Raw genomic sequence first — 13023 nt, forward strand, 5'->3', positions numbered from 1 at the left:
CATTTGTTCATGTTTTGGATGAGTTAACTAAACTTTACAACAAGGTTGATAAGCTAGATCGATTAAAGTATTTGCTAAATTCATGGAATACATTCTATTCTTCTTCTGCCTAGATTGATGAAAGAGGGATAGTATCTGACCTGGTATTAACTCTGGTAACAACATTTCTTCTATCCACCTGCACACTACTTGGGCGTTGCAGTATCCTTCAAATATCATTGGAGCTATTGTCTTTCCATTCTACCAACAACTTATTATGCTGACTCTCTTGGTTCTATATCCTAATTTAGTCCCCTTAAATCCCTCTGATTTATGACAGTAACCATAGGGGTAGTCCAGGGTATCATCTAGACCAGCTTGATCCATATAAGTCAATCTTTCTGGCGCATATTGCTTGAGCTCATTTTCACATTCCTTTCTTGCTTCTTCATCTATTTCTCTGTAAATATAAGTTTTTTTCTGGTAAAATCTATTTTCTTTAAAGCTTGACCTATTCTTGTTTTACTGAGCGGCTCCGGCCATTTCCCTTTGAGTTAAATGACCATTCCCCTCCGCAAATTCTTTGAATTTATCTAAATCATTTATTTTCGGCTATGGAACACGATGGTAGTCTGTTACTGGGCATACACTTCCCATATACCTCTTTTTCTTAATTCATAGGTCTAATGTGTTGCGACTAATGTTTAGCGTCCTACACACCTGGCTTTTTTTTCACCTCTTTCCACTGCACTTACTGCTTTTTCTCTCAGGTCAATACTGTAGGGGGCTAACATCGCTTTTTCCTTATCTTTATCTTTCTCCTATATTATGTCCTAATCTATGCGATTTTTGCTATATGGTTTTATTAATTTTTATTAAGATTTGATTGAATCTTGAGACATCTTTTTTTTGGGAATGTACATTAATTTCATCGTTAGCAGGTAGAGTTAAAGAATCATGTCATTTCCAGAGTCTAAAATTATCGACCGCTTACTTTCAGTGATCGAACAAGACATTGTTCCAAAAACCCGGGAGGGGGTGCGGGCAGGTAACAAACTATTTGGTGCGGCAATTCTTAAAAAGGAAGACCTCTCAACGTTAGTATCTAGCACGAATACAGAGACAGAAAATCCTCTCTGGCATGGTGAAGTCCACACCATGAAAAAACTCTATGAACTTCCCCGGGAACAGCGTCCTAATCCCCGGGACTACATTTTTCTTGCCACCCACGAACCCTGCTCACTCTGTTTATCCGCTATTACCTGGGGCGGATACGATAATTTTTACTATCTCTTCAGTTTTGAGGATTCTCGTGATTCGTTTAATATTCCCCATGACCTGCGTATTTTAAAAGAGTTATTTAAGGTGGAGAATGGGGACTATGCCCATGATAATTACTATTGGAAAAGTCATGATTTGGTCAAGCTAGTTGATGGCTATGAAGGAGAACTAAAGCAATCTTTTCTGAACCGCATTGAAAATCTCAAGGCTGTTTATGCTGAAATGTCTGATGTGTATCAATCCAGTAAAGGAGATGCAGACATTCCTTTAGATTAATCTCGTTTTTCTCTGAGAACCTTTTTGGAAAGTTATGTTTTGGAATTAGAATCCCCCCTGGTTTCCCATATCAAGGAAGAAATGATTAAAAACATCTTTTTAAGCCAGAGATTTAGGGGATAAGTCCTTTAATTTGTGACTTTTCAAACACATTCCAAGATAAATCTGGTGAACTATAAAAATTCAAAACTTTCACCATCGCTAAATGTCATTGGGGCAATTAGGGCATTAAATCATCAAATTTTTAGGTAGTTATGTCTACATCTTCTAGTCCAGAGAATAAAGACTGTGTCAATACGGTGCTTTTTTCTGAATTAGTTGCTCCCGAGGATGAGTCCAAATACTTGGCTGATCAAAGGCAATTAATTTTATCTGCCCAGCAACAAATCGGTTTTATTAATGCTGATTTTCTAGCTCCTATTCCAGAAACTAGAATTGAGTGGTTGACAATTATTCAATTTGACCAAGAAAAAAATCTTAACCATTATCTAAACTCGGAAGAATTTAAGAGTCTTTTATCTCACAAGTCTTATGTGCAATCGTCTAAAAGACAGTTTTTGTCAAATTTCACGCAAAAAGCTTCTATGTTGATTACAACTACTCTGAAGCCGGAAAATGAAGCAAATTGGCTTGAGTGGAACAACAAAATCAATAAGGCAATGAGAAGTTTTCCTGGCTTTATTGAATCAGATATTCAGCCATCTATCATAGAACAAAAAGCCAACAATAAAACCTGGATTGTTAATTTTCAGTTTGATAACTTGGATAATCTTAACCACTGGCTCAATTCTCCAGAAAGAGAAACATTAATTGAAGAGGGCTCTTCTTTCTATGAAGAATCCGTGGTGAGTCAGTTTCCCAGTGGGTTTTCTAGTTGGTTTGATGTTGCGGGAAAACCAACAACACTAGCGCAATGGAAAATGCCTCTTATAGTGGAAATGGGCTTGTATCCTCTGGTGCTTATCCAAACTAAATTTCTTGGCTTTCTGAATATTTTTCCATTACCTGTCGTTCTTTTAATCAATGCTCTTTGTTCCTGTATTTTGCTTCAATATTTGGTGATTCCAATTATTCAAAAAATGATGCATTTTTGGCTCTATCCGCAAAAAAATCATAAAGAAAAAATTGACTTTTGGGGAAGTGTAATAGTGGCTTTATATCTGCTATTTATTTGTAAAATAATGTTGTTTGTGTTTTGATAATTGAAGTTGTCTGAAATGCCTCAATATATCAAAAAACTTTATTGTTTTTCGCACTATTTTCTCGACTAATCCCTTCTTCATCATGACTTTTTATTATTTGCTTTTTGGTGTGCAGGACTTAGGATCAATAATGTTTTCTAAATTTCTTTCTGCAAATTCTAACCATTCTTGGCTTAAGCTTAGCCTCACTTTGGCGATCGCCATCTTTCCCCAGTCGAAAATTCTGGCAGAGTCTATGCCGGAGGAGGAAGTTGGCAAGATAAATTTAGTTACAGAAATAGAATTTGATGATCAAAATAATAGTAAAAACAAAGAAAATATAGACATATTTCTTAATAAACAATCCCAGTTTCATTTTGCTAAAGATGTTAGAATCAGTCCTTTAAAAGCTTTAACTCCAGGAGAATTAGGGGACTGGCAAGAAGAGGCTGTGCATTATGCCCAGAGATTACAGACAAATAATTTTGACCCAGACCATGATCACCATCATGAACCCCATCAATCCGTAGTCGCCATCAGTGGCAACCCCGCCGCCTCTAACATGTTAGTGGGTACAGGACAACTAGGTCAATGGTTAGGGTTAGACGAAAACAGTCCCCTTCGTTTAGGGGGCATTTTTATGGGCAATATTAGTCAACAAATTTCCGGCGGTAATCAGCCCGGTTCCACCGATTTTAATGGAGCTTTAATTTTAGGTTTGGGGATAGATTTAGAAAAAGCAGTAGGTTGGAAAAATGCCTTTTTTGAAGTGGAAGGTTTGCAATATAACGGTCAACCAGTCAACTTTGCGGCGGGTTCCGTCCAGGGCTATAACTCCATTGAAGCCGGAGCCCCTTTGAATCGTACAGAATTGTACCAACTCTGGCTCAATCAAACTTTTTTTGATAATCGTCTTTCTTTTCGGGTGGGCAAGTTAATTCCTTCCATGAATTTTGGTTATGTGGGACGACCCTTTGTAACCCAAACCAATCCGCAATTATTTACCTCCACCACGGGCTTAATTTATACCCCCGTATTTGTCGGGCCGGCCATGTTGGGCTTTATTCCCGGCTATTACAATTCAGCTTTTGGCTTATATGGTTCATGGAAATCCTGGGGCGGTCCCGGTGACAATCCTGCTACTCCCAATGGTTGGTACGCCCAAGCGGGAATTTATGACGGCAGAGGAGCCCAAGGAGTACAAACAGGTTTAACTTGGCCCAATTTTTCCGGTGCGTTGTTCAGCGTCGCAGAAGTGGGGGGAACCTGGACTCCCTACACTGATGATCCGGCAATCGGTTGGGGTAGTGTGGCGGTGGGAGGATGGCGACAGAGTGGTCCGCTAACGGCCCCTGGGGGCGCATTTGAATCCCAAACGGGGGGTATGTATGCTTACTTGGTGCAAAAACTGGGCAAATTCCGGGACAGTGAAGACCAAAATGGCATTGTTGGCTTTGTCCAAGGTGGTTGGAACAGCTCCAGCACAGCCTTAATGCACAGTTCCCTCGGCTTTGGTTTAACTTTGATTGCCCCCTTTGGCGATCGCCCGTTGGACAGTTACGGTTTCGGTTTTTCCTGGGCCAGGCTAAATGCTAATCCCCTAGCGGGCTACGGCTTTAACAGTTACGAAACTATGATCCAGCTTTATGCCCAGTACCATTTGGTGGGCAATTTATTTATTCAACCAGTGCTGACGGTTTTACCCACTCCCGGTAGTGGTGGAGCTGGGGCCCCCAGTGTGAGCGGTACGGTCCAACTCACTTTCCCCTTCTAGAAAACTTCTAGAAAATATGTCCAACTATTCCGGCTGGGAATTGGCAGGGGTAGATTCCGCCTTCCCAGTTTCCGCCTCCAGGGTCGATGGAGGTTCTACTAAGTTTTCCAGAGGGGTAAATCGGGGTGGTTCTCCGTCATTGCCCGTATTAATTTTCGGAATAAAACTTGGCCTCCGGGACCGCTCCCATCCCACCGGCCGCTTGGAATTATACCAGGCCACCAAACCAATGGACACCGCCGCCATCAACCCCACAACATAGACCGCCACAAAGTAGGTGGGAAACGTGCCAGCAACCGCCAGGATGGGTAGAGCAAACATATTTTTTAAGAAATAATAGTTGGGGGGATAACGAATCCAATCTTAACAAAAATTGTTATCGGAGTAATGAATCACGCCAGGCAAGAGGGCTGGGTCTGAAGAAAAAATTCTTGATCAAAGTGTCTGTGATAAAGTGCCAGATGTGGAGTATGATTAGTGTCGGCCACACCATATCTATGGCTCAATATGTCTAATCTCTGACCTTAGACTCTTGACTCCTATGGTTTGTTCGGCTACCTTACGAGGTTTACTCGCCAGTTTTTACTACCCTCCCAAGGGCTCCTTGTTCTATGCATCCCACCCTCATCAGCACCCCCACCAGCTCTAGCATTAATGATGCAAAAAACAGTATGAGCCAGGGTTCACATCAGGGACATCGCATACAAGTGATCCGTAGAGACGGCTCCTCAACTCCCCTAAATATTGGCAAAATTCGGGCAGTGGTGGACTGGGCTTGCCTTGGGTTGGAAGTGAACTCCATCGCCCTAGAAGCAGGGCTAACGACTAGGTTGAGAGAGGGGATTAGCACTAGAGAGATTCAAGATAATTTAATTAGCTGCGCTCTGGAAATGTGCAGTCCCAACGAACCAGACTGGCGCTACGTGGCTGGCCGTTTACATGTTTGGAGTCTGTGGAAAGATACCCTAGTGCGTCGGGGATATCAGTATGGACAGTATCTACGCACGGTGCAAACTAAGGTCACCAATGGGGAATATGATTCCCGCATCTTGACCTACAGCGAAGCGGAATTACAGGAAGCGGGCTGTTGGATTAATTCCGACTGGGACACAGACTATGACTATGCCGGGGCAGTTTTATTAACTAGCCGCTATCTATTACCCAACGAATTACCCCAGGAAGCGTTATTAACCTGTGCGTTGCTATTAGCTTCGGTGGAAGCCCCCGATCGCCGTTTGCAATGGGCCAGAAGATTTTATGAATCAATTGCAGCCCGACGTATTTCTTTGGCTACCCCAATCCTGGCTAATTTACGAGTGCCCGGTGGTTCCCTGACCTCCTGTTTCATCGTGGCCATGGAAGACAATTTAGAAAGTATTTTTGGGGAAATCACCAATGCGGCCAGAATTTCTAAAAATGGTGGTGGGGTTGGAGTTAACGTTTCCCGCATTCGCGCCACGGGCAGTTGGGTAATGGGTAAGCCCAACGCTTCCGGAGGGGTGATTCCCTGGACAAAACTGCTCAACGATACGGCAATCGCCGTTAATCAGGGGGGGCGCAGAGCCGGAGCCGTAACCGTAGGGCTGGATGTGTGGCATTTGGACGTACCAGAATTTCTGGAAATGCAGGCGGAAAATGGTGACCAACGACGTAAAGCCTATGATATTTTTCCCCAGTTAATCTTGCCCGATGAATTTATGCGGCGGGTAATCAAGAAAGAAGATTGGACGTTAGTGGACCCCTACGAAGTTAGGGAAAAAATGGGCATTGAGTTAGCCGAACTCTGGGGGGAACAATTTGAAGGTGCCTATCGAGAAATTGAATCAAACCTCGATACCACCATTACCCTCTACAAGCGTATTAATGCCCGGGAATTGTTTAAGCAGATAATGCGCACCCAAGTGGAAACGGGGATGCCCTATCTTTCCTTTAAGGACACCATCAACAAAGCCAATCCTAATAAACATTTAGGTTATATTCCTGGCACTAATCTTTGCTGTGAATCATTCTCCAACGTTACCCCCGGTCAGGATGCCCATTGCTGTAACCTAGTTAGCCTCAACCTTGCCAATCTAGACTTGCAAGACATTGCTGGGGTCAGTCAGATTGCTGTGCGGATGCTGGATAACACCATTGAATTGACTGCGCCTCCCTTTGCCGACGCCAAAAGCCATAACAATAAATACCGCACCATCGGGGTGGGAGCCATGGGGCTTGCTGACTGGTTGGCTAAACGTCGCCTTAATTACGACGAGCTAGCAGACATTAATCGCCTATTCGAGGAAATTGGCTATTGGTGTACCCAATCCTCCATGGAATTAGCTAAGGAACGGGGCGCGTACCCCGCTTTTCCCGGTAGTGACTGGCAAAAAGGTTTATTAATCGGTTCCAAACCTGTCAGTTGGTTTCAAACTAATGCGGCAAAACCGGAACGGTGGGAAAAACTTGCCAACGATATTCAAACCCACGGCATTCGCAACTCCCACATTACGGCGATCGCCCCCAACACATCATCATCCCTAGTCCAAGGTTGCACTGCCAGCATTTTGCCGGTCTATAGCCGCTTCTTTTACGATAAATGGGCTAAGGGCACTGTCCCCATTGCACCGCCCTTCATTGGTAATTGTTTCTGGTTCTACCCGGAGAATAAAACCATGGACCAGCGCAAAGTAGTCAAAGCCGTGGCCGCCATCCAACAATGGACAGATACGGGCATTTCCATGGAGTTATTATTTAACCTCAATGCAGGCATTTATTTCCCTGAAGAACCGGAAAGAAGCCTCAATGCCAAGGACATTTTTGACACCCTGGTCATGGCCTGGGAGGCCGGTTGTAAGGCGATCTACTATATTCGCACTGTACAAAAGGATGACTTTAAGGATTCCTCCGATGGCTGCGTTGCCTGTGCTAATTAGATAATCTAAAAACTTGTTCACAAGCTTGAGGAAATGATGCTTAGTTTCCCTTGAAGGTCGTTGATGCCAACAAGGCTAGGATTAGTGGCAAATTTCCTTGAAAAGGGTAATTTTGACGGATTTTTTTCTGATGGCGTTGATTTAGCTACATTCTTTTAAATATTGGGCGACGGAAACCGTTTTGCCTCTGCAAAGTATAGGCTTAGAAACTCCCACTCTTGTCCAGGAATCTTTGGATAGGATTGTGATATTAACCTCCGCTCCGTTAGTCCAGGGTTTGTGCAGAAGATTTCACCCAGATCAAAAAATATCCATCAGGGCTAATGGTAAACCCCATAATTTTGAACAGAGTTGGGTAGCAATCATTAATGTTTTCCTGATTAGTTGCCCGGATTCTATCCCGGTGGGCTGACAAGATAGTGCCGCTAGTTGAGTTTTGTCGCCCCTCCATGGCAATCTAGTCTGGGGTTTAAACAATCAACATTTTTGCCGATCACCTCCCCTATCCCTTACCAATTAACCATGACCACTTCCCCTGCAGCCATTGCCCCCCACGGCGGCCAACTGATCAATCGCCTCGCCCCGGAAGCAGAACGCCAGGAATTTTTGGCGATCGCCGATAAATTGCCCAGGGTGCAACTGGATGAACGGGCCACATCGGATTTGGTCATGATTGCCATTGGCGGTTTTAGTCCTCTCAAGGGCTTTATGGAGCAGGACGACTACGAGCTAGTGGTGGAAGAAATGAAACTCAGCAACGGTTTGCCCTGGTCGGTGCCCGTGACTTTATCAGTGACAGAGGAAGTGGCCGCTCCCTTGGAAGTAGGTAGTTGGGTGCGTTTGGACAACAGCGCTGGTAAATTCATCGGTGTTTTGGAACTGACCCAGAAATATCACTACAACAAAGCCCACGAAGCTAAAAACGTTTACCGCACCGACGACCAAGCCCACCCCGGAGTCAAGGTGGTTTATGACCAAGGCCCTGTTAACCTCGCTGGTCCCATCTGGTTACTGGAGCGGGAACCCCACCCCCTGTTTCCCAAATATCAAATTGACCCCGCCGCTTCCCGTCAGTTATTTGCCGAGCGGGGCTGGAAAACCATTGTTGGCTTCCAAACCCGTAACCCCATCCACCGGGCCCATGAATACATTCAAAAATGTGCCTTAGAAGTGGTAGATGGTCTCTTTCTCCATCCTCTGGTGGGGGCAACAAAGAGTGATGACATTCCCGCCGATGTGCGGATGCGTTGTTACGAAATTATGGTCGACAATTACTTCCCCAAGGAGCGGGTTATTCTTGGCATTAATCCTTCCGCCATGCGCTACGCCGGGCCCCGGGAGGCCATTTTCCATGCCCTGATTCGCAAAAACTATGGTTGTACCCATTTCATTGTTGGCCGGGACCACGCCGGGGTGGGAGACTACTACGGCACCTACGATGCCCAGGAAATTTTTGACGAGTTTGCTCCGGAAGCTTTGGGCATTGTACCGATGAAGTTTGAACACGCTTTTTACTGCAAAAAGACTCTACAGATGGCCACCACTAAAACCAGTCCCAGTGGCCCAGAAGACCGCATTCATCTTTCCGGCACTAAAGTACGCGCCCTGTTGCGGGATGGACAATTGCCCCCGCCGGAATTCTCCCGTCCTGAAGTGGCCCAGGAATTAATTCGGGCCATGCAGGGGGAAAGCTAAAGGAATTAAGGGAATTATTTCTCCAATTCTTGGGCATTAAATATGCGCCTACTATTTGTTTCTAGTCCTGTCAGTTCCCTCAATTCTGGACGGTTGGGGGGAGTGGCCCTGAACTTAAAAAACATCACCCGCACCATGGTCAGCCGCGGCCATGAGGTCAAAATTGTCGCCCCCACTGGCTCGGCGATCGCCGGTTTGCCCATCCAGGAAATTGCCGGGGCGTTGCAGCCGTTAATTCCAGAGCCGACCTACCACGATCCAGTACTGATGCCAGAGGATGCGGTGGTGGCCCATATGTGGGACTACATCAGGGAAGTAGAACAAGATTATGACTTAATTGTCGATTTTGGCTATGAATGGTTACCTTTTTACCTTTCCCCTTTTTTACAGCGGCCGGTATTGCACTATGTTTGCATTAGCTCCTGGAATGCAGTTATGGACCAGGCGATCAACCGGGTGGCTCAGCTATGTCCCGGCACATTGGGGGCCCACACCCAAGCCCAGGCTGAAACCTATGCTGTGGCGGATTCTTTCCGCATTTTGAGCAGTGGCATTGATTTGGACCAGTATCAATTTGTTCCTAAATCAGGTAAAATTTTGGCTTGGGCCGGTCGCATTTCCCCGGAAAAGGGTTTGGAAGATGCCTTTGCAGTGGCTCAAGTAACCAATTTGCCTTTGCAAGTTTTTGGTTATCTCCAGGATGAACAGTATTGGCAGTCCCTAAAACGCAGTTATCCCCAAGCCCAGGTGGAATATAAGGGCTTTTTGCCCACTGCTGAATTCCAACAGGCTTTAGGTCAGTGCCAAGCCCTAATAATGACCCATAAATGGGTAGAGGCTTTTGGCAGGGTTGCAGTGGAAGCCTTAGCCTGTGGGGTGCCGGTAATTTCCTATGACCGGGGTGGCCCAAGGGAAATCGTCGAAACCGAGCAAACAGGATTTTTAGTACCCCCCGACGACGTTCCGACTTTGGTGGCCGCTGTAGGAAAAATACAGGACATCGACCGGGCTTATTGTCGTTCAGTGGCCGATCGCCGTTATTCTCTCCCTGCCTATGGTGATCGTCTGGAGCAATGGTTTAAAGATGTGATGAATTTTTACCAATAGACTTCCCAGGCGATTCAAAGTTTAGTGACCAAAAAGGTCAGTGCTAAGTATCGGCCCAGAAGTTACCCCTGCATATTTTTCAGTCCATTTTTTAAGAATTGTCAGAAGGAAAAATTATTTCGTTCCTTGATATTTCATCTTAAATCCAGAAATATAAATATCAGCAAAACGATATTTTTCATCCTTTTCACGCCATTGGATAATGCCAATTCTGGTTAACAGATCGACAAATTCATTGAATGAATTAATATTTACTATTGAGTCTATTGTTTGCCAAACTCCATCTAATTCATCTTTAGTTATCAAAGCATTAACTCCTTCCAGAGAATTGAAAAAGTCACTTAAATGTGGGTATTCTTGTTTAATTGCATCACAACGTTCTTTAGAAGCCTCTTCTAGACCAATTTCCAATGATCTTGCCCTGAGAAGACGGTCAGTAGGAGTTTGGATGGAGGGATTCCCTCTATAGGTTAATTCATGATTTTTAGCGCCCTCTAATAAAGCACTTAAACTACGAGGAAAACTACTGCCACTAGAGTCTGTTAAACGTTCATATACCCATCTGGATACGTATTTTGCCGTTTGACCTTTACGACGACGACTTCCCCATAATAAATCTAAGGCTCGACTTAAGTCTTCCTCCGATGCCTGATCAATACTGATAACAGGTGAGGTTCGATCTACCAACTCTTTAAATTTTGGAGATTGGGTAGCCTGACGAAGTGCCAATCGTAGAAAATCTACTCGCGTCCATTCCAAAAGTAAGTCTCTACCATTAAAGTGACTTTTGTTATCGAAATTTAGCCATTCCCAAATATCTTCACGCAGAAAAACTTTAAACCGAATCGTCTTTAAACTACGAGCATCACAAAACTGAATCAGTTGGAATAGCCCCGTTAAAGCTTGCTGTCTGATAGCCTCAGGAAAATCCTCATCCAGATCATCATATAGAGAACAAAGAGTATAATCTTTATTAATATTTTTTGTATTAAAAAAAACGAGCGCATCAAGAACTAATAGTCTTAGATTAGAATCAGTCGCCAATTGAACGAGGGCATGACTATGTTCAGACTGCCAATTTTCTCTAGGAAGTTTTTGCAAAATAGAATGAATTGATTTATACTTATCTCGTGTACCTGAGCCAGACAACATCAAGTGCTTAGTTTTATCACTTTTATGCCGATATACGTTAAGCAATAAATAAGCACACCAAAATACTTCCCACGTTCCACCATTTTCCACTAATTCATTACTAATATATAAAAAATCACTACGAGTTGGACGGCTTGCTATAAATGAACCATGTCCCGAATTTAAAATAGTCTTTGCTAAACGACCATTAGCTAATCGTTTTGCTGTTTCTTCATGTTTCAATAAAAGTAGATAAAGAGCCGTTTTTCCTGTTCCTTTCCTCCCTCTAATCAAGCAAGTTGTTTCATCTAAAAATTTGTCAAAATTGGCAGTTCGTTGAAAAAGGTTTTCTAGTTCTTGGCTGGGATTAGCCGCATTTAAAGCAGGAAAGGTAAGGTTTTCGATGATTTCCCAGCGTTTTTCACTTGTAGCAGCATGAAAAAGTTGTTGTCTAATCTCATTAGTTTCTTCATCAATTAGATTAGTAATTTTAGTATAATAATCTGATAAGCCAAGTACAGGGTATATTTCTGCAAGTGCGATCACTGGCAAATAAGGAATTACAAGTGGCTCTGATAAATCAGATTGGTAATCGTCAAAAAGTTCTTCTTCTCGCTCAACATCTTTACTAATTGCAGCATTCAAATTTTTCCAAATAGTTCTCACTTTATCTATCCCTACATCTACGGCAGGAACAGGAGAAAAAACAAAATTGAGCGATAATTTACCTAAAGAATTAAGTGACTTTAGCAAAATATCAACACCTAATCGATTTTGCTCATTGGGAAAGAGAAAAATAATCGCTTCATCCGCAGCCTCTAGCAGAGATAAGGCTCCCCATTTGTTAATACCTGTACGGGAATCGACTAAAATTAGATCGGGGTTTAATTGTTTTTTAATATCATCAGTAAAACTTGACCAAAGAGTCTTTCCATTGCCTAAAACAGTTGAAGCACGGAGATCATCAATTTTTTCAATATAATCTAAGCTTAAAGAACCTGACGGTACAACAAATAATCTTCCTGTTGCGTTAGGAATGCGAACCTCTCCAAAAATATCAGTGATGTCAATATCTGGATCAATACCTTCGGGTAAATAGGAACGTTCGTAGAAATAATCAACAATGCCATAGTTCGGTTCGGGGGTTAAGGAAAAAGAAGTGCTTAACCCGGGAGCTTCTAAATCTAAATCGACTGCAACAACCTTACGCCCTCGCATTGCTAACTGCCAGGCTACATGATTTAAAGCTGTAGTTCGTCCCACTCCCCCTTTAAAGGAATAAAAGACAATAGTTCTCGGCAAGCTCGGTTCTTGTTGCTCTATTTTATTCTGGTTTTGGGGATTAGCGGCAATATTTGCGAGATCATGCCACGTACGAATAACTTCATGAGATTGTAATGGAGGGGATAATGCTAAAGATTGGGCTTCTTCCCGAGTATACAAAGACAAAAAACCTGTTGGCAAAGAGAGCTTAAAGTTTTGAGAAAATGATTCTAAAAATTGCAAAAGTTTATCTTTACGTTCAGATAAAGATGTCTCACGGAATAGATCGCTAACAATCGTTAAATTTATACGGTTAGAACTCGAAAAATTGATCTCAATCCACTCTTGAAAGGATTGAGAAATATATTGCTCTTCAAGAGCTTCTTTTAGATTTATCTTCCAATTATTAGCCATTACCTAT

The 13023-nt window shown here is 43.3% G+C and carries 8 protein-coding genes; 6 read left to right on the forward strand and 2 right to left on the reverse strand.

The features are described 5' to 3' along the window. Positions 1 to 936: 936 nt before the first annotated feature. The 3 genes from BWK47_RS08820 (at position 937) to BWK47_RS08830 (ending at position 4491) form a co-directional block, all read left to right on the forward strand. Positions 937 to 1536 (forward strand): nucleoside deaminase, encoded by a 600-nt coding sequence (locus BWK47_RS08820; RefSeq protein ID WP_162328356.1) that lies wholly within the window; start codon positions 937 to 939, stop codon positions 1534 to 1536. A 254-nt stretch (positions 1537 to 1790) separates the two neighbouring features. Then, positions 1791 to 2735 carry a hypothetical protein gene (locus tag BWK47_RS08825; RefSeq protein WP_162328357.1) on the forward strand — a complete coding sequence of 315 codons (945 nt, stop codon included), beginning with the start codon at positions 1791 to 1793 and terminating at the stop codon, positions 2733 to 2735. Positions 2736 to 2868: 133 nt separating this feature from the next. After that, the gene (locus tag BWK47_RS08830) at positions 2869 to 4491 is read left to right on the forward strand and encodes a carbohydrate porin (RefSeq protein WP_237269573.1); all 1623 of its coding nucleotides are present in this window, start codon (positions 2869 to 2871) and stop codon (positions 4489 to 4491) included. A 24-nt stretch (positions 4492 to 4515) separates the two neighbouring features. Here BWK47_RS08830 and psb35 read toward each other — a convergent pair whose 3' ends face one another. Then, positions 4516 to 4812 (reverse strand): photosystem II assembly protein Psb35, encoded by a 297-nt coding sequence (gene psb35 / locus BWK47_RS08835; protein ID WP_162328359.1) that lies wholly within the window; start codon positions 4810 to 4812, stop codon positions 4516 to 4518. 290 nt (positions 4813 to 5102) lie between these two features. Between psb35 and BWK47_RS08840 the strand changes: the two genes are divergently transcribed. The 3 genes from BWK47_RS08840 (at position 5103) to BWK47_RS08850 (ending at position 10208) form a co-directional block, all read left to right on the forward strand. Next, complete coding sequence (locus BWK47_RS08840) at positions 5103 to 7406, forward strand: ribonucleoside-diphosphate reductase subunit alpha (RefSeq protein WP_162328360.1); 2304 nt, start codon at positions 5103 to 5105, stop codon at positions 7404 to 7406. Positions 7407 to 7928: 522 nt separating this feature from the next. Beyond that, positions 7929 to 9101 (forward strand): sulfate adenylyltransferase, encoded by a 1173-nt coding sequence (gene sat, locus BWK47_RS08845; RefSeq protein ID WP_162328361.1) that lies wholly within the window; start codon positions 7929 to 7931, stop codon positions 9099 to 9101. Between the two features lie 42 nt (positions 9102 to 9143). After that, on the forward strand, positions 9144 to 10208 hold the full coding sequence (locus BWK47_RS08850; protein ID WP_162328362.1) for a glycosyltransferase: 1065 nt from the start codon (positions 9144 to 9146) through the stop codon (positions 10206 to 10208). Between the two features lie 114 nt (positions 10209 to 10322). On the opposite strand, the gene BWK47_RS08855 is transcribed toward BWK47_RS08850, so the two are convergent. Continuing rightward, positions 10323 to 13016: a tyrosine-protein kinase family protein gene (locus BWK47_RS08855; RefSeq protein WP_162328363.1), complete on the reverse strand. Its 2694-nt coding sequence runs from the start codon at positions 13014 to 13016 to the stop codon at positions 10323 to 10325. Positions 13017 to 13023: the final 7 nt, after the last annotated feature.

This window comes from Synechocystis sp. CACIAM 05 (assembly GCF_010222815.1).
Lineage (GTDB): Bacteria > Cyanobacteriota > Cyanobacteriia > Cyanobacteriales > Microcystaceae > Synechocystis.